17 protein-coding genes are annotated in these 19,172 nt (G+C 54.7%); 1 reads left to right on the plus strand and 16 read right to left on the minus strand.

Annotated features, from left to right (window positions below; genetic code table 11):
- Nucleotides 1-5: 5 nt before the first annotated feature.
- From dnaE to rpsB, 16 genes are all read right to left on the minus strand, one after another.
- Complete coding sequence (dnaE, locus tag ACZYUB_RS01065) at nt 6-3,494, minus strand: DNA polymerase III subunit alpha (RefSeq protein ID WP_463944826.1); 3,489 nt, start codon at nt 3,492-3,494, stop codon at nt 6-8.
- 38 nt (nt 3,495-3,532) lie between these two features.
- Nucleotides 3,533-4,135, minus strand: a complete 603-nt coding sequence (gene rnhB, locus ACZYUB_RS01070; protein ID WP_463944827.1) for a ribonuclease HII — start codon at nt 4,133-4,135, stop codon at nt 3,533-3,535.
- Complete coding sequence (gene lpxB / locus ACZYUB_RS01075) at nt 4,132-5,283, minus strand: lipid-A-disaccharide synthase (protein ID WP_463944828.1); 1,152 nt, start codon at nt 5,281-5,283, stop codon at nt 4,132-4,134. The genes rnhB and lpxB overlap by 4 nt, the downstream gene beginning before the upstream one ends.
- A gap of 6 nt (nt 5,284-5,289) precedes the next feature.
- Nucleotides 5,290-6,078: an acyl-ACP--UDP-N-acetylglucosamine O-acyltransferase gene (gene lpxA, locus ACZYUB_RS01080; RefSeq protein WP_463944829.1), complete on the minus strand. Its 789-nt coding sequence runs from the start codon at nt 6,076-6,078 to the stop codon at nt 5,290-5,292.
- Nucleotides 6,079-6,082: 4 nt separating this feature from the next.
- A complete protein-coding gene (fabZ, locus tag ACZYUB_RS01085; RefSeq protein ID WP_460882834.1) occupies nt 6,083-6,544 on the minus strand; it encodes a 3-hydroxyacyl-ACP dehydratase FabZ in 462 nt (153 codons plus the stop codon).
- A gap of 17 nt (nt 6,545-6,561) precedes the next feature.
- Nucleotides 6,562-7,587, minus strand: coding sequence for a UDP-3-O-(3-hydroxymyristoyl)glucosamine N-acyltransferase (gene lpxD, locus ACZYUB_RS01090; protein WP_463944832.1), 1,026 nt, complete (start codon nt 7,585-7,587; stop codon nt 6,562-6,564).
- 3 nt (nt 7,588-7,590) lie between these two features.
- Complete coding sequence (locus ACZYUB_RS01095; RefSeq protein WP_463944834.1) at nt 7,591-8,106, minus strand: OmpH/Skp family outer membrane protein; 516 nt, start codon at nt 8,104-8,106, stop codon at nt 7,591-7,593.
- A 26-nt stretch (nt 8,107-8,132) separates the two neighbouring features.
- Entirely contained in the window at nt 8,133-10,562 is a 2,430-nt protein-coding gene (gene bamA, locus ACZYUB_RS01100) for an outer membrane protein assembly factor BamA (protein ID WP_463944835.1), read from the minus strand.
- Between the two features lie 31 nt (nt 10,563-10,593).
- Entirely contained in the window at nt 10,594-11,946 is a 1,353-nt protein-coding gene (gene rseP, locus ACZYUB_RS01105) for a sigma E protease regulator RseP (RefSeq protein WP_463944837.1), read from the minus strand.
- Nucleotides 11,943-13,139 carry a 1-deoxy-D-xylulose-5-phosphate reductoisomerase gene (gene ispC, locus ACZYUB_RS01110; protein ID WP_463944839.1) on the minus strand — a complete coding sequence of 399 codons (1,197 nt, stop codon included), beginning with the start codon at nt 13,137-13,139 and terminating at the stop codon, nt 11,943-11,945. The genes rseP and ispC overlap by 4 nt, the downstream gene beginning before the upstream one ends.
- A gap of 9 nt (nt 13,140-13,148) precedes the next feature.
- Nucleotides 13,149-13,997 carry a phosphatidate cytidylyltransferase gene (locus ACZYUB_RS01115; RefSeq protein ID WP_463944841.1) on the minus strand — a complete coding sequence of 283 codons (849 nt, stop codon included), beginning with the start codon at nt 13,995-13,997 and terminating at the stop codon, nt 13,149-13,151.
- A gap of 15 nt (nt 13,998-14,012) precedes the next feature.
- A complete protein-coding gene (gene uppS / locus ACZYUB_RS01120) occupies nt 14,013-14,783 on the minus strand; it encodes a polyprenyl diphosphate synthase (RefSeq protein WP_463944842.1) in 771 nt (256 codons plus the stop codon).
- 73 nt (nt 14,784-14,856) lie between these two features.
- Entirely contained in the window at nt 14,857-15,414 is a 558-nt protein-coding gene (gene frr / locus ACZYUB_RS01125; RefSeq protein WP_463944844.1) for a ribosome recycling factor, read from the minus strand.
- 75 nt (nt 15,415-15,489) lie between these two features.
- Nucleotides 15,490-16,224 carry a UMP kinase gene (gene pyrH, locus ACZYUB_RS01130; protein ID WP_463944846.1) on the minus strand — a complete coding sequence of 245 codons (735 nt, stop codon included), beginning with the start codon at nt 16,222-16,224 and terminating at the stop codon, nt 15,490-15,492.
- Nucleotides 16,225-16,296: 72 nt separating this feature from the next.
- Nucleotides 16,297-17,175, minus strand: a complete 879-nt coding sequence (gene tsf, locus ACZYUB_RS01135; RefSeq protein WP_463944847.1) for a translation elongation factor Ts — start codon at nt 17,173-17,175, stop codon at nt 16,297-16,299.
- 113 nt (nt 17,176-17,288) lie between these two features.
- Nucleotides 17,289-18,017: a 30S ribosomal protein S2 gene (gene rpsB / locus ACZYUB_RS01140; protein ID WP_463944849.1), complete on the minus strand. Its 729-nt coding sequence runs from the start codon at nt 18,015-18,017 to the stop codon at nt 17,289-17,291.
- 300 nt (nt 18,018-18,317) lie between these two features.
- Between rpsB and map the strand changes: the two genes are divergently transcribed.
- Nucleotides 18,318-19,151: a type I methionyl aminopeptidase gene (gene map, locus ACZYUB_RS01145; RefSeq protein WP_463944851.1), complete on the plus strand. Its 834-nt coding sequence runs from the start codon at nt 18,318-18,320 to the stop codon at nt 19,149-19,151.
- Nucleotides 19,152-19,172 lie beyond the last annotated feature (21 nt).

The following is a 19,172-nucleotide window of genomic DNA, read 5'->3' on the forward strand; positions in this document are numbered from 1 at the left end:
AATCGCTACTCAAAAATCAGGTCGACATTCTGCTTGCCCAACAGCACATGCAGGTCGTCCAGTAGTTGATCGGTGGGCGTAACTCGCCACTCGGTGCCCAGTTGCAAGGCGGCCTGTACGCCAGGTTTGCGGTAGCATACCTGAACCGGACAGATACCGGCACGATGAGGTTGCATAATTTCAGCAAAACGCTGGAAAAAGCGCTCATCGATTTGTTTTTGTTCCAGGTTCAGACGCAGTCCGCGCGCATAACGCGCCCGGGCGTCGGAAATATCCATCAACTCACGGGCCGACATCTTAAGCCCACCGGAGAAGTCGTCAAAGCTGACCTGTCCACTAACGACCAGGATCTTGTCTTGGACAAGCAAGGCTTCATATCGTTCCAATGCTTCGCTGAACAATGTGATATCCAGCCGACCGGAGCGATCATCCAGGGTCAGGATCCCCATGCGATTGCCTCGTTTGGTCACCAGAACACGGGCGGCGATGACCAGACCGGCCACAGTCGTGATCTTGTCCCGCTCGGTGGCATGCACCTCGCTCAGGCGGCCGGAGACATAATGTTTGAGCTCGGGCAGATACTGGTTGATAGGGTGCCCCGTCAGGTAGAGCCCCAGCGTCTCGCGCTCCCCCTCCAGCCAGATCTTGTCCGGCCACTCCGGCACCACGGCAAAGCAGGGGCTGGGTAAGACGGCATCCTCATCGTTGGCAAAGATATCGCCGAACAGATCATTCTGCCCACGCGCCAGATCCTTGGCCTTCTGCTCCGCGGCCTTCATCGCCTCTTCCAAACTGGCCATCAGCGCCGCGCGATGAGGGCCAAGCCGATCCAGAGCCCCGGAGTAGATCAGCTTCTCCATCACCCGCTTGTTCAGGCGCTTGATATCCACCCGGTTGCAAAAATCGAAGAGATCCCGGAACGGGCCGCCTTGATTGCGGGCCTCGATGATGGCCTCGATGGGCCCCTCGCCCACACCCTTGACCGCACCGATGCCATAGACAATATGGCCCTGCTGATTGACGGTAAACCGATACTGGCCGCTGTTGACGTCCGGCGGAATGATGGTCAGCTTCATGCGCTGGCACTCATCCACCAGGGTCACGATCTTGTCGGTATTATCCATATCCGCGGTCATCACCGCAGCCATGAACTCCGCCGGGAAGTGGGTCTTCAGCCACAAGGTCTGGTACGAGACCAGGGCATAGGCAGCGGAGTGGGATTTGTTGAAGCCGTAACCGGCGAATTTCTCCACCAGATCGAAGATCTTCATCGCCAGTTCGCCATCGACACCATTGGCGACCGAGCCGGATTCGAAGCCTGCGCGCTGCTTGGCCATCTCTTCGGGCTTTTTCTTACCCATGGCGCGACGCAGCATATCTGCGCCCCCTAGCGTGTAACCAGCCAGGGTCTGGGCGATCTGCATGACCTGTTCCTGATACAGGATGATGCCGTAGGTCGGCTCCAGGATCGGCTTCAGGGATTCATGCTGCCACTGAACATCGGGATAGGAGATGGCTTCCCGACCATGTTTCCGGTCAATGAAGTTATCCACCATCCCGGATTGCAGTGGCCCGGGTCGGAACAGGGCCACCAGTGCGATCATGTCTTCAAAGCAGTCGGGTTTGAGGCGCTTGATCAGATCCTTCATGCCCCGGGATTCCAGCTGGAACACGGCAGTCGTCTCGTAGGCCAGCAGGGTGCGGAATGAGGCTTTATCTTCCAGCGAGATCGCTTCGATACGAACCGGCTCTTTGCCCTCCTGCAACAGACGAGGATTGATCATATCCAGCGCCCACTGAATGATGGTCAGCGTCCGCAATCCCAGAAAGTCGAACTTGACCAGACCGGCGTATTCCACGTCGTTCTTGTCAAATTGCGTGACCGGGTTGTTCCCTTCGCTGTCGCAATACAGAGGCGCGAAATCGGTGATCCGGGTTGGCGCTATGACCACGCCACCGGCATGTTTACCGGCATTGCGGGTCACCCCTTCGAGCTTGCGCGCCATATCGATGAGCGCCTTGACCTCTTCATCCTGCTCATACAATTCAGGCAGCTTCGGCTCTGCTTCGAACGCCTTGGCCAGCGTCATCCCGGGATCCGGTGGCACCAGTTTGGAAATACGGTCGCAGAAACCGTAGGAATGGCCCAGCACCCGACCCACATCACGGATGGCCGCCTTGGCCGCCATGGTGCCGAAGGTGATGATCTGGGAAACCGCCTCCCGGCCATACATATCAGCCACATGCTCGATGACTTCGTCCCGTCGATCCATACAAAAATCGACGTCGAAGTCCGGCATCGAGACCCGTTCCGGATTCAAAAAACGTTCGAACAGCAGGTCAAATTCCAGCGGATCCAGATCGGTGATCTTCAGGGCATAAGCCACCAGCGAACCGGCCCCCGATCCCCGCCCGGGACCAACCGGAATATTATGGTCCTTCGACCACTGGATAAACTCCATCACGATGAGGAAGTAGCCGGGAAACCCCATCTGGTTGATCACCTTGAGCTCGACATCCAGCCGCTCATCATATTCCGGCCGTTTCTGTGCCCGGACTTGCGGATCCGGGAACAGAAACTCCAACCGCGCCTCCAGACCCTCCTTGGAACGCAGAACCAGGTAGTCCTCGGTGGTCATGTCGCCCGTCGGAAACTTGGGCAGGAAGTATTCGCCCAGGCGCACTGTGACGTTACAACGCTTGGCGATCTCCACGCTGTTGGCCAAGGCTTCCGGCAGATCAGCAAACAGCTCCGCCATCTGCTCCTGACTTTTCAAATATTGCTGAGGGCTGAATCGCTTGGGGCGACGGCTGTCATCCAGGGTATAACCATCATGGATGGCGACCCGGATCTCGTGAGCATCAAAATCTTCTTCGTTGAGGAACACCACCTCATTGGTGGCCACCACCGGCAAATCGGCTTCCAGTGCCAGCGGAACCACCATGCGGATATAGGTCTCTTCGTCGGGGCGTCCGGTGCGGATCAGTTCCAGATAAAAACGGTCGGCGAAATGCTGGCGATAAAAGTCGGTGCAACGCGCCACCATGGCCTCATTGCCCTTGAGCAGGAACTTGCCGATATCGCCATCGCGCCCTCCCGACAGCAGGATCACACCCTGGTTATGCTCCACCAGCCACTGCTTGTCGACCACAGGGAGATCCTGGACATGGCCGCGCAGGTAGGCTTTGGAGATGAGCTGCACCAGATTCTGCTGCCCCTCATTGTTCATCGCCAAACCGGTCAGGCGGAATAGTTCGTCACCCAGCTCGTCACTTTGCACCCAGAGATCGACCCCGACGACCGGCTTCATCCCCTTGCTATGGGCATCGCCATAGAAGCGCACCAGACCGCACTGGTTCATCTGATCAGTGATGGCCATGGCGGGCATGCCATATTCAGCCGCTCGAGCCACCAATGGCTTGATCTTCTGCAAGCCGTCGACCATGGAGAAGTCGGAATGAACACGCAAATGTATGAAACGGGGTTCGGCCATCTTCGTCTATCCCTTCATGAAGCGAGCAGCGGAAATGATCATTCCAGACCCAGAGCCAGGCGCACCGGACGGAAACTGCGTCTGTGATAGGCCGTGGCCCCGAACTGCTGTAAACGGGCCAGATGTTCGGCGGTGGGATAGCCCTTGTGCTGGGCAAACCCGTAATTCGGGAATTGCCGATCCAGCTCGGCCATCTCCCGATCCCGGGTGACTTTAGCCAGGATCGATGCCGCGCTGATTTCGGCGACCTTGCTATCCCCTTTGACGATCGCCTGTGCCGGAACACCGAAATCCGGAGTCCGGTTGCCATCCACCAGCACATAACCGGGCTGGATCAATAACCCGGCAACGGCGCGCTGCATGGCCAGCATGGTGGCCCAGAGGATGTTCAGGCTATCAATTTCCGCTGGAGAACAGCGCCCGATAGCGAACGCCAGGGCCTTGTCGATGATCTCGTCATACAGCGCCAGACGCTTCTTTTCGGAGAGCTTCTTGGAGTCATTCAGGCCAGTGATCGGTCGGGCCGGATCCAGGATCACGGCCGCGGTGACTACATCCCCGACCAGGGGGCCACGACCAACCTCATCCACGCCAGCGACCCGCACCAGGCTAGGGTCGCAGGGATAGAGAAAATCACTCATGGCATATCCAGTAATTGCAGCACAGCTTCGGCGGCTTGTTGGTCCGCATCGCAGCGGATCAGTTGGTGCAGGCGAGTGAACTCCGCCAGCAAGGGCGAGTTGTCTTGAGCCAGCAAGCGATTGAGTTCATGGCTTATGGCTTCCGGCGTGCACTCGTCCTGGATCAGCTCGGGGACCAGCTTTTGCCCCGCCAGCAGATTGGGCAGAGCGAAGGTGCGAATGCTGACCAGCCGTTCCGCCAACCAGAAGGTCAAGGCATTGACCTTGTAACCCACGACCATGGGGCGTTTCACCAGCATGGCTTCCAGGGTTGCTGTTCCGGATGCCAGGATAATCGCATCACCCGCAGCCATCACATCCCGGCCCTGACCATCGAACAGATGAATCGGCAACTCGGGAGCCGTCGCCGCCAGAATGGCTTCAAACTGAGCCCGGCGTCGAGGATTGACCAGGGGGACTGCAAACTCCAGCTCAGGATGGGTGCGGCGCAATAGCTGGCAGGCTTGCAAGAAGATGGGAGCTAACAGCTCAACCTCCCCTTGACGACTGCCCGGCAAGACCGCCAGATAGGATTTATCAGCATCCAGTCCCAAGCGCTCACAGGCCGCAGATTTGTCGCTGACCAACGGGATCGCATCGGCCATGGTGTGTCCGACAAAGCGGCAGGGCGCCTGATGCTGATCATAAAAGGCTTTTTCGAACGGCAAGAAGGCCAATACCAGATCGGTGGCCGCCTTGATTTTATGAATGCGCGATTGACGCCAGGCCCAGACCGAAGGGCTGACATAATGGACCGTCTTGATGCCGCGACGTTTGAGTTTGAGTTCAACCCCGATATTGAAATCCGGAGCATCGACGCCGATAAACAGATCTGGCGGGTTATCCAGCAAGGTTCGGATCAGCTGTCGACGCACTTGCAGCAGTCGCGGCAACCGCCCGAGCACTTCGACCAATCCCATCACTGCCAGCTCTTCCATCTCGAACAGAGTCTGGATCCCCAGAGCCTGCATACGCGGCCCGGCGATACCGATAAACTCGGCATCCGGGTGCCGCACTCGCAACTCGCGCATCAGACCTGCAGCAAGAATATCGCCGGAGACTTCTCCGGCGACAATGGCGATACGCAGTGGACGGTTCGAGATCGTCATGAGCGCTTAGCGAACAATGCCGCGTTCGTTCTGTTTGAGGAAATCAACAAACAGAGCCACCGCAGGCTCCTCCGCCGCCATGGCTTCCAGCTCTGGCAACGCCGCTTCGACGGTGAGTCCTTGACGATAGAGCAGTTTATAGGCCCGTTTGACCATGGTGATCGCTTCGGGCGAGTAACCGCGGCGCTTCAGACCTTCGCTGTTCACACCGAATGGCTTGGCATAATGCCCTGCGGCCATGACATAAGGAGGCACATCCTTGTTCAAGGCCGCCATACCGGCCACAAACGCGTGAGAACCGACGCGACCGAACTGGTGAATAGCCGCCAGACCACCAAAGATGACCCAATCACCGATGTGCACATGGCCCGCCAGGGTGGCATTGTTCGCGAAAATGCAATCATCACCGATGACACAGTCATGGGCGACATGGACATTGACCATGAACAGGTTACGACTACCCACCTTGGTTAGGCACTGATCCTGTACCGTACCGCGGTGGAAGGTGCAGTGCTCGCGGATCACGTTGTGATCGCCAATCTCCAGGGCCGTGCGTTCACCCTTGTATTTCTTGTCCTGGCAATCTTCACCGATGGAGCAAAACTGGAAAATCTTGTTGCCTTGACCAATTTTGGTCGGTCCCTTGATCACGACATGAGAGCCAATCCAGCTCCCGTCGCCGATCTCAACCTCGGCACCGATCACAGTCCATGGGCCTATCTCCACATTGGCGCCGATTACGGCGTCGGCATGGATAATCGCGGTTTCATGAATAACAGCACTTGGATGGATCACAGCATCAGCTCTCGCGTTTGGCACACATCAGTTCAGCGGTACAGACCACTTCACCATCCACAGTCGCCACGCCGGTAAATTTGGCGATGCCACGACGTTCTTTCAGGAATTCCACATCCAGCACCAGCTGATCTCCCGGCACGACGGGACGCTTGAAGCGGGCATTGTCGATGGATGCAAAATAATACAATTCATTCGGCTTGGGCTTACCCACCATACGAAAGGCCAGAATACCGGTTGCCTGCGCCATCGCCTCAAGAATCAAAACACCGGGGAATACCGGTTTTTGCGGGAAATGGCCCTGGAAAAACGGCTCATTAAAGGACACATTCTTGATACCTCTCAGTACCTTGCGCTCCTCGCTGATCTCGTAGTTGACCACCCGGTCCACCAATAAGAAGGGGTAACGATGGGGCAGCAGCTCCAGAATGTCCTGGATGTCGAGTTGGTTAAGTTGGTTGCTCAAACCTGTATCCTTATCGCTTATTGTTCTTGGTCTTCGATCCGTTTTTCCAGCTGGTTGAGGCGCTTGTGCATCTCATCAATGTGCAGGACGCGTGCCGCCATCTTGCGCCATTCCTTATTGGACTGCGCTGGAACGCCCGAGGAGTAAATCCCCGGCTCGGAGATCGATCGCATCACCATTGCCATGCCGGTGATGGTGGCCTGATCGCATACTTGAATATGGCCGTTGATCACAGCCGCGCCGCCAATGATACAGTATTTGCCGATTTTGGCGCTACCCGCGATCACTGTACCGCCGGCAATCGCTGTGCCGTAGCCAACTTCCACATTATGAGCAATCTGGCACTGGTTATCGATGATGACATTATCCGCAATGATGGTGTCATCGATGGCGCCTCGATCGATGGTGGTTGATGCACCGATCTCGACCCGATTTCCCAAGATCACTTTGCCAACCTGCGGGATCTTGATCCATTCGCCGCGCTCGTTGGCATAGCCAAAACCATCCGCGCCAATCACGGTTCCGGATTGGATGAGACAGGCATCGCCAATCTCCACATTGTGGTAGATAGTCACATTGGCCCACAGGCGGCTACCTTTGCCTAACCGGCTGTTTTTACCCACAAAACAACCCGGGCCAATGGCCACATCATCACCCAGCACAACACCAGACTCAATGACGGCATGGGGACCAATCGCGACGTTTTGTCCCAGTTGAACATCCGCAGCAATAACGGCGGTCGGGTGAATATCCACAGCAGGTTGCGGGGTGGAATCCAGCAGCTGAGCCACTCGCGCAAAACCAACGTACGGGTCTTTTACCACCAGAGCATTGGTCTGACATACCGATAGATCAGCAGCTTTCACCAACACAGCACTGGCGGCTGTTTGGGCCAGAAAGCTTTGATATTTGCTATCGGAAAGAAAACTGATCTCGCCAGAACCGGCTGTTTCCAAGTTGGCAACACGGGATACCTCGATTGAGGCATCCCCATGCAGCTCGGCGCCAAGCAGAGTGGCCAGTTGTCCGAGAGTCACACTCATTGCTTACTTGCTCTTGCTAACTTGTTGGATGACTTGAGCCGAAATATCCAGCTTCTCGGCACCAAAAACCACAGATTGACCATTCAACACCAGATCATAGCCTTGTGCCTTGGCGATGCTGTCGATGGCGTCCTGAACCTTGTTCAGCACCTTCTTCTGCTCTTCATTGAAACGGCGACGCTGATCTTCCTGCAACGCTTGTCCCTTCAAATTGAAGTCGGCTTGCAGTTCAGCCAGCCGACGCTGCAGTTTGGTGCGCTCATCGGCAGCCATGAAGGCTTCGTCTTTTTTCAATTTAGCAGCCAGGTTTTGGCCTTCCGTTTCCAGACGCTGCATCTCACTGATACGAGAAGAAAATTCGGATTTCAGCTTGGCTTCAACAGCCTTGCCCTGCGGGATTTCCTGCATGATGCGCGGCACATTGATGACTGCAATTTTGGTCTCAGCTGCAACTTCAGCCGAGAAACCTGCGGCCATCAAACCCAGAGCCAGACTAGCGACTTGTAATACTTTACCCACTTCCTACTCCTTGTTTTATCTCACCTTTAGAAGGTGCGACCGATATTGAAGTTGAATACTTCGGTTTTGTCACCCGGCTGTTCTTTGATCGGACGGGCAAACGAGAATGCTAATGGCCCTAAAGGTGATAGCCATTGCAGGGCAATCCCCATAGAGGAACGGTATAGCGATGGATCAGAATAATCGTAGAACTTCTCACAGGATGAACTGCAAGTACCATAATCTGAGGGATCAAAGGTGGTATCCCAAACCGTACCGATATCGAAGAACACCGAGGTACGCAGTTGATTGCGATAGGACTCGCTGGCAAACGGTGTCGGAACGATAAATTCGAAGCTGGCCACGCTCATGGCATTACCGCCCACCGACTGGTCGGTAGCCGTAATACTATTGTTCCCCTGATCGTTATACAGATAGAGTGCTTTGGGACCTACGCTATTGCTCTTGAAACCACGCAACCAGTCATTACCGCCTGCATAGTAATTTTCAAAGAACGGCAGCACCTGATCGAAACCACCAACCTGACCATATCCAGCGCCATAGGCGAGTTTCACCCGACCTAACAGTACCCAGCTATGCTCTTTATCCAGTGGGTAGTAGTGGGAGTCATCGAAGCTGACCTTGTAGAACTGCAGATCCGAACCCGGGATAGTGACTTTACCGGTAAGCTGTTGCTTATCGCCCTGAGTCGGGAACATCCCCTTGTTCAGATCGTTGCGGATCCAGCTACTGGAAAGATCAAAGTTGTTGAATACTACCCGGCCTTCGCTATCCCGGTTCTCGGCATAAATCTCCCAGAATTTACGAATTTGCGCGTAAGCCTGAAGTTGAGACAACTTGTTATGCTCGAAGCCGAGACCGTATTCAAGGCGATTAATTTCGTTCACCGGATAGCCCGCAGTCACCCGAGTACCTATGGTCTGGTTGTTATAATCCACCAGATTGGCATCGCCGGCCTCAAACTCGGTGTAATACACGCGGCCACCAAGGCTGATACCGTCTAGCGTAAAATAAGGATCGGTATAGCTGACATCAAACGTCTTGCTGTAGTCGTTCATATTGAAGGTAAATGCACCCTTCCGACCCGAGCCCATGAAGTTGTCCTGAGTCAGGCCGAACTGGAAACTCACCCCGGAGGTGGTGCCATAACCAATACCACCAGTCACTGAACCTGCGGGTTGTTCCTTAACCGTGACATCCAGATCAACCTTATCCTCACTGCCTGGCAAGCGGCGTGGCTGCACCTCAACGGTCTCGAAGAATCCGAGGCGGTTCAGACGCGCTTTGGAGCTTTCAACCTGTTCATTCGACAGCCAGGTCCCTTCCATCTGCCGCATCTCACGACGCACCACCTCATCCTTGGTCGCCTGGTTACCTTGCACCGTAATATTCCGTACATAGATGCGCGGCCCCGGGGTCACATTAATATTCAGAGAAACTTCTTTTTTCTCATCATCAATCTGGGGAAACGTGGTGACTTGCGGATAGGCATAGCCAAATTTACCCAAGAACTTGGATAAACTCTCTTCGGTATGAGTGACGTTGGCGGCGGAATAGAGCTCACCCGCTGTAATGGGGATCAGCTTCTGCATTTCACTGCCCCTGCCGATCAAGTCACCTTTCAGGCTGACTTGAGAAACCTTGTACTGCTCACCCTCATTGATATTGATGGTGATATAAATGCCTTTCTTGTCAGGCGTCATGCCAACCTGAGTCGACTCAACCTTGAAACGCACATAACCGCGGTCCATGTAATAGGAGCTCAGAGCCTCCAAATCACCGCCTAACTTTTGCTTTTGATACTTCTGATCGGCGATGAAGTTCCACCAAGGAACCTCATCGCGCAAGGACATCTGCGCCAGCAATAGATCTTCGGCAAAGACCTTGTTACCGACAATATTGATCTGCTGGATCTTGGCCGAGACACCTTCCACAAAATTGAGCTTCAAATCGACACGATTTCGTGGCAACGGGGTCACGATCGCTTGAACTTTGGCGGAATATTTCCCCACGCCGTAGTAAAAATCTTCCAGATTTTTTTCCAGCGAGCGCAATACAGTGCGATCCAGGGGCTCGCCGACGCGAACACCAGAAGACTCGATAGACTGCTTGAGTTGCTCTTCTTTGATGTCTTTGTTACCCACGAATTCGATATTACTGATGGTCGGTCGTTCTTTGACTTCAACCACCAGAACATCGCCTTCGCGCATCAGCTGGATATCCTCAAAGTTCCCTGAGGCATACAGCTTCTTGATGGCATTGGCCGAGGTTTGCGCATCTAGCGTGTCACCCACTCGTACCGGTAAATTGAGTAACGCAGCCCCCAAGGTAACCCGCTGCAACCCTTCAACACGTATATCTTTAACGACAAAGGAACTCGAAGTTAACTCGGCCCCTTGAGCCATCAAACTGATGCCCAACAGGCAAGAGGCGACCAGCGCTTTTCTTACAGCCATGTTATTCTCGTATGTCCTAGTTGCCACGCCCTCACAGGCGCACAAAATCATTAAACAGCGCAATCCCCATCAAACAAACCAAAACGGCTGCGCCAAACTTGAATGCATATTCCTGCACCTTTTCCGGTACAGGTCTGCCGGTTATTGCCTCAAAGACAAAGAACAGCAAATGCCCTCCATCCAGCACCGGCAGAGGGAATAAATTGATAATACCTAAATTGACGCTCACCAGCGCCAAAAAACCGAGGAAGTATACCAGACCAAAACTGGCAGTGCTGCCTGCGCCCTTCGCAATTGAGATCGGACCGCTCAGATTATCCAGCGAAACCACACCGGTAATCAGCTTACCCAGCATATCCACGGTCAATGACATGACTGCCCCCGTTTTCTGCACCCCCGCCCACAGCGCATCAACAGGGCCGTAGTGCAGTTCAATACGGTATTTGTCATCCAGCGGCAGCATCTTGGGAGCCAAGCCAACATAGCCTTGCACCTTCCCTTGCTGTTCACGCGCTGCAGGAATCAACGGCAGCTCAAGCTCGGAGCCAGCACGGAGCACTCGTAGCGTTATGGATTTGTCCGGAGATGCCTGAACCAAGGTGACAAATTGCTGCCACTCGGTCAATGGCTGGCCATTGGCTGCCAGTAAACGATCCCCCACCTGCAAACCAGCTCGCTCGGCACTCCCACCGGCCACCAGTTGACCAACTTCAAGGGTTACCTGCGGACCTAAAGGCTCAATCCCCAACGCCGTAAAGGGAGCCTGTTCCTCTGTGCCATCCAGCGCCCAGCCCTGTAATGACAGTTGCTTCTGTAGCCGGATCCCACGGTCATCCTGCACCGTCAGCGGCACTTCATCATCACCCAGATGCCCGACCAGAGCGTAGGCTACAGCTTCCCAATCAGGCGTCGTCTGCTCGCCAATCTGCAGGATCTCCATTCCCGCTTGCAAACCGGCAGTTGCCGCTGCGGTTTGTGGCCTGACCTCGCCAATCACCGGCTTGACGGTCGGTACGCCGACCATAAACATGAGCCAGAACGCGAAGAGCGCGAACACAAAGTTAGCCGCCGGGCCCGCCGCCACGATCGCAAAACGCTGCCACACGGTTTTGTTATTAAAGGCTTGGGACTTGAGCTCTGCTGGCACTGGCTCCACCCGCTCATCCAGCATCTTCACATATCCACCGAGCGGGATCAGGGATAGGGAAAACTCGGTTCCCGACTTGTCTTTGCGGCTAAACAATACCTTGCCAAATCCGAGAGAAAAACGCTCAACCCGAACACCGCAGCGCCGAGCAACCCAGAAATGGCCCCACTCATGCACAGCAATCAAGATGGCTAACGCAAGAATGAAGGAAAAAAAATTCCAGAGAATGGCCGTCATGATGTCTCCTTGAGTAACCGTAATGCCAGGCGCCGAGCCTCGGAGTCCAATTCAAGAATCGTGGTCAAATCCGGCGTCGCACGGATAGATAGCGATTCGACCACCTGGGCACAGATTCGATAGATGTCCATGAACCCGATTTGGGCATCCAGAAATGCCCCTACAGCCAATTCATTTGCGGCATTCAGCGCCGTCGTCGCCGCTTGGCCAGACCAACAAGCATCCATCGCCAACTGCAGGCAAGGATATCGTTCATAGTCCGGTCGGATAAAGCTCAACTCGCCTTGAGAAAAGAAATCGAGAGCCTCGACTCCGGAGCTGACTCGTTGTGGATATGCCAAGGCATGGGCGATGGGCGTACGCATATCGGGTCGTCCCATCTGCGCCAGTACAGAGCCATCCTTGTATTGGACCATAGAATGAATCACGGACTGGGGATGGATGATGACCTGGATTTGTTCCGGTGCCGCGTTGAATAACCATTTGGCCTCAATGAACTCCAACCCCTTGTTCATCATGGTGGCGGAATCTACCGAGATCTTGCGCCCCATAGACCAGTTCGGATGCGCAATGGCTTGTTCCGGCGTGACCGAGGCGAGACTCGCCAACGCCGTATAGCGAAAGGGGCCACCAGAACCGGTGAGCAAGATGCGCTCCACGCCCGCTGCAGCGAGGTCACAGTAGCCCATGGCATTCTGGACATGTTCCGGCAAGCATTGGAAGATGGCATTGTGTTCACTATCCACGGGCAGTATGGTTGCCCTCGAGGCTTGAGCTGCCTGCATAAACAAGGCACCGGACATCACCAGCGCCTCTTTGTTGGCCAGTAGCACCCGCTTACCCGCTTCAATCGCCGCCAGCGCAGAGAGCAGACCGGCGGAGCCAACAATAGCGGCCATGACGGTATCGACCACGCCAAGCCGAGCCACCTCTTGCAAGGCAACCGCACCGCTGAGCACTTCTACATCCTGGGCACCGGCCTCGGCCAGAGCCAGACGCAGGGCAACCGCTGCATCCTCTTGTACCAGCACGGCATACTGAGGTCGAAACTCAAGGCAATCGGCCAACATTCGAGCGACATCGGCATTAGCCGCCAGAGCCACCACATTAAAACGTTCCGGATGACGACGCACCACATCCAGAGTGCTACGACCAATAGAACCGGTCGAGCCCAACACAGTCAGCTGATGCATGGCAAAGCCCTAGTTGAGTAACAAATAGCTGACGACAAAAATCGGCAAAGCGGCCGTCAAGCTGTCGATGCGATCCAGAACACCGCCGTGTCCTGGCAGCAGGGAACCGGAATCCTTGATGCCTGCCTCACGCTTGAACAAGCTCTCGGAGAGATCCCCCAACACGGAGGCGACCACGGCCAACATCGCGCAAAGCACTATGACCACCGTTTCTCGAACAGCCAAAGAGCGGCTATAGGCAACGACTCCCGCCACCAGAGCCGACAGCAGTAATCCCCCGAGCAGACCTTCGACTGTCTTCTTCGGACTGACTGCGGGTAGCATCTTACGCTGACCAAAGGCCCGGCCAACAAAATAGGCTCCCGAATCAGCACACCAGACCAGGAGCATCACAAAAAACAATGTCCAACCACCCAGCATAGGGTCGGTCAGATAATCATGGCTACGCAGTAACAGGAGCGCCCAGAAAAACGGCAACAGAGTCAAAACGCCGAATAGCGCCTTCAGGGTGGCGCTTTCACGCCACAGCTGGGTACCGCGAGGATATCGCAACACCATCACCAGCGCAGCCAGCCACCAGAGCGCACCGGCATATAAAATCGCCATCACCAGCGGATGCGGAGCCGCCACGGGTAACAAGGAAGGAGGACTTAACCATAGGGTAAGAGTGAGCAAGGCGCCCATGGGAAGCAACAAACGGTGGGGATGAGTCGGGCAGACAAAGCGGCCCCACTCCCGGCTGGCGAGCAAAAAAATCAGAATAGCTCCCAGACTAAAGGCATCTAGCGACAAAAAAAACATCCAGCCAATCGCCAGAGGGATCAGGACAAGCGCAGTGATAATTCTTTGTTTCAACAACGAGATCCTCTAACTTCAGCCGGGTTGGTCCAACAACGCCCTGATCTGTTCACCCGTACAGCCAAAACGGCGTTCACGGCTGGCAAATGAGGCTATGGCCTCACTAAATACCACTGCATCAAAATCCGGCCATAGCACCGGCGTAAAATAAAGCTCGGCATAGGCCGCCTGCCAGAGCACGAAATTGCTAATGCGATGATCCCCTCCGGTGCGGATCAACAGATCGACATCGGGTAGGTCATGGGTACTCAAGTGCCGGGCCAAGGCGTCTTCATCGATCTGCTCCGGCGCCAAATGGCCAGCCTGTACTTCTGTCGCTAAAGCAGCAGCGGCCTGGGTAATATCCCAACGCCCGCCATAATTGGCCGCCACATTCAGGACTAGCCCCGTATTGTTGGCGGTAAGCGCTTCGGCGGCGGCAACTTTGTCTTGCAATCGCGAACTGAAACGCGAGCGTTCCCCGGTGATCCGCAAGCGGATATTGCTCTTGTGCAGTTTCTTGACTTCCCCACCAAGCACATGGATGAAGAGCTCCATCAACGCGGAGACTTCCGACTCGGGACGACGCCAGTTTTCACTGGAAAAAGCAAAGAGTGTCAGGGCTGACAAACCAAGACGGGAGGCAACAGAGACTGCATCACGAACCGCATTGACTCCTGCCTTATGACCGAAGACGCGCATCTTGCCACGCTGCTGGGCCCAGCGCCCATTACCATCCATGATGATGGCAACGTGCCGGGGGAGCCCCTGATTGGCCATCTCACCGAGAGAGGCAGGTAACGACATGCTTCATCTCCTGTACATAGAAAAACGCCGTGCAGAGACCTACACGGCGTCGGTACTATACCTGATGTGACAATCAGATTTCCATCAGCTCTTTTTCCTTGGCCGCCAGCAGGTCATCGACCTGTTTGACGAAGCCATCGGTCAGCTTCTGGATATCTTCCTGAGCACGACGATCGTCATCCTCGGAGATGTCCTTGTCTTTCAGCAACGCCTTCAGATCCGCATTGCAATCCCGGCGTACGTTCCGGACAGCGACTCGCGCCTGTTCGGCCTCAGCACGAACCAGCTTGATTAAATCTTTACGGCGCTCTTCAGTCAGTGGCGGCAGCGGTACGCGAATGGTTGTACCAGCCGAGGATGGATTCAACCCCAGATCCGAAGTCATGATGGCTTTTTCAACAGCCTGGATCATGGAGCGATCGAATACGGTGACCGCCAACGTGCGTGAATCTTCGGCCACCACGTTTGCGACCTGACGCAGCGGAGTGGAAGAGCCGTAATAGTCCACAGTAATGCCATCCAGCAATGCTGGTTGTGCACGTCCAGTGCGGATCTTGGACATCTGACTCTTCAGCGATTCAACGCTTTTGGTCATCCGATCTTTTGCGTCTTGCTTAATATCATTGATCACTGTCGTTATCCTTCTTCTATGTCGTCTGACTTTACTGATGATTGTAACCAGTAAATGCGCTCGGCAAAGCCAGTGTTATTTGTTTTTGTGATGGATCAGAGTACCTTCCTGCTCACCCATGATCACGCGACGCAGGGCGCCAGGCTTATTCATGTTGAAGACTCGGATCGGTAAATTGTGATCCCGGGCCAGAGTAAAAGCCGCCAGATCCATAACTTTCAGCTCTTTATCCAGCACATCATTGTAATCGAGCTCGGTATACAGCTCGGCATCGGGATTCTTGACCGGATCATCAGAATAGACCCCATCGACCTTGGTTGCCTTCAAGACAGCATCGGCTTCGATCTCGATACCACGCAGACAGGCTGCAGAATCGGTGGTAAAGAACGGATTACCCGTGCCCGCAGCGAAAATCACCACCTTACCCGCGCGCAGCTGGCTGATCCCTTCGGCCCAGCTGTAGGAATCACAGATCCCTTGCAGACTGATGGCAGACATCAGGCGCGCATTCACATAGGCACGATGCAGCGCATCCCGCATGGCCAGACCATTCATCACGGTCGCCAGCATACCCATGTGATCACCCACCACCCGGTTCATGCCTGCCTTGGCAAGACCGGCCCCACGGAACAGGTTACCGCCACCGATGACCAGACCGACTTGTACCCCGAGCTCTACCAGCTCCTTGATCTCCTGAGCCATGCGTTCCAACACCGCAGGATCAATGCCGAAGCCTTCATCACCTTGCAGGGCTTCACCACTCAGTTTCAACAGAATTCGTCTGTAAGCAGCTTTAGGATTGGTACTCATCTTTTCTTCCTGGTCATAGAAAGACCGCGACATAGGTCGCGGTCTGAATTGGCTTGCTAACTTTATCGCAGATTAGCCTTTCATGGCAGCGATTTGAGCCTGAACTTCGGCGGCGAAGTCAGTCTCTTGCTTCTCGATACCTTCGCCGACTTCAAAGCGAACGAATTCCAGCACATCAGCGCCTTCTTTCTTCAGCAGGTCAGCAACCAGAATGGAAGGATCCTTGACGAACGGTTGACCGGTCAGAGAGATTTCACCGGTGAACTTCTTCATGCGGCCTTCAACCATCTTCTCGGCGATATCTTTCGGCTTGCCAGAGTTGATGGCGATGTCGATTTGAATTTCGCGCTCTTTAGCAACCACTTCAGCAGAAACATCTTCCGGCTTGACGAATTGCGGGCTGTTAGCAGCAACGTGCATGGCCAGATCTTTAGCCAGATCAGTAGTACCGCCAACCAGCTTGGTGATAACACCAATACGACCACCGTGGATATAGGTACCCAGGTTGTCACCCTCAACCACGATCACGCGGCGCAGGTTCATGTTTTCGCCCAGCTTGGCGATCAGGTTGTTCAAAGAGACTTCAACGCTATCACCATTTTCCATGGTGGCGGCCTTCAGTGCTTCGAGATCAGTGATCTTGTTAGCAACGGCCAGCGCCAGAACCTGCTCACCGAAAGCACGGAAGCTGACGTCCTTGCCCACAAAGTCGGTTTCACAGTTCAGTTCGATCATAACAGCGGTGTTGCCTTCGGCACGGGCCAGGATCACGCCTTCGGCAGCGATACGACCAGCCTTCTTGGCAGCCTTGGCTTGACCAGACTTACGCATGTTCTCGATCGCCAGCTCGATGTCGCCATCCGCTTCGGTCAGTGCTTTCTTGCAGTCCATCATGCCCGCGCCGGTACGCTCGCGCAGTTCTTTAACCAGAGCGGCGGAAATGTTTGCCATGTCCTATATCCTCGGTCTGAGTGATTTGTATAAAAATGCAGGGGTCACGAGGACCCCTGCTAACCAATTACAACGGGTTAATAAGGGGGAACAGCGAACTGTCCGGGCCTTTATTAGTTGGCTTCTACGAAACCGTCTTGCTCGGCTTGAACTGCAATGTCCAGCTCGCGGGAGGCGTTCACAACACCAGCAGCGGCAGACAGGTACAGGCTCACGGCACGGATCGCATCGTCGTTACCCGGGATGATGTAATCAACGCCGTCCGGGTTGGAGTTGGTATCAACGATAGACACAACCGGAATACCCAGGTTGTTGGCTTCCTTGATAGCGATGTGCTCGTGCTCAGCATCAACAACGAACAGAACGTCCGGCAGGCCGCCCATATCCTTGATACCGCCCAGGCTCTTTTCCAGCTTTTCCATTTCGCGAGTACGCATCAGCGCCTCTTTCTTGGTCAGCTTTTCGAAGGTACCGTCTTGAGCTTGGAGTTCCAGATCTTTCAGACGCTTGATGGACTGACGAACGGTCTTCCAGTTGGTCAGCATACCGCCCAACCAGCGATGGTTCACATAGAACTGATCGCAGCTAGCAGCGGCTTCTTTCACGGCTTCAGCGGCAGCACGCTTGGTACCGACGAACAGGATCTTGCCCTTCTTGGCAGCAACACTGCTGATGAAGTTCAGCGCATCATCAAACATAGGAACAGTCTTTTCCAAGTTGATGATGTGCACACCGTTACGAGCACCAAAGATGAAAGGCTTCATCTTCGGGTTCCAGAAACGGGTTTGGTGACCGAAGTGAACGCCGGCTTGCAGCATGTCGCGCATTGAAACTTTTGCCATTTTAAACCTCTGTATGGGGTTAGGCCTCCACACATCCCGCGACTCCGACCCAAAGGGCACCCCGGAGAGCGTGTCGATGTGTGTGTGGTTTAAGGATTTAAGTGTGTTGAGCATGACAGACATGACTCGGCGCGCTTTATACCATATTCGCCCCACAAACACCACCGCCGAACCACGCCATCACAGGGCCCCGACCAGGGCCAGCCGGGTAGGGGGAAATTTGTTGATCCGGATCAGCAAACTGGAACTCCGGGTAGCAAATCGTTACAATTTCGCATCATCAAAAATGCCGCGTACAGGATGCCCGCCCCGAGGGTGAGCGGCCAAAAATCTGAATCGAGAGATGCCATGTCAGTCGTACTGAAAACCCCGGATGAAATTGAAAAAATGCGTGTTGCAGGCCGTCTGGCGGCTGAAGTACTGGAAATGATCGCCCCTCATGTCAAGGCCGGTATTTCCACCGAGGAATTGAACCAGATCTGCCATGACTATATCGTCAATGTGCAACAGGCCATCCCGGCACCGCTGAATTACCACGGCTTTCCAAAATCCATCTGCACCTCGATCAACGAAGTGGTCTGTCACGGAATTCCGAATCATAAAAAACTTCGGGATGGCGACATCATCAACCTAGATATAACCGTCATCAAAGATGGCTATCATGGTGATACCTCGCAGATGTTTATCATCGGCAACGCCACGCCACGGAATCGCCAACTCTGCGACATTGCCCAGCAAACCCTGTACGCCGCCATTCGCACCGTTCGCCCTGGCTCCTGCCTGAGCGAAATTGGCGCTGTCATCCAACCCATGGCGGAAAAAGCCGGCTTTTCTGTGGTTCGCGACTACTGTGGTCATGGGCTGGGCAAAGCCTTTCACGAAGAGCCGCAGGTGCTGCATTACCGCAATAGCCACAAGCTGACGCTTAAACCTGGCATGTGTTTCACCATAGAGCCGATGATCAACGCTGGTACCTACCGCTGCAAGGTTGATCGCAAGGATGGCTGGACCGTGACCACCGGCGATCGTCAACCCTCAGCACAGTACGAACATACCTTGCTGGTCACCGAAGAGGGCTGTGAAGTGTTGACCTTACGCAGCGATGAAACGCTGGAGCGTTACATCAAGGGCTGAGCCAGCTTCGCCACGCCGCCA

This window comes from Pseudaeromonas sp. HNCC25DJ182 (assembly GCF_055413365.1).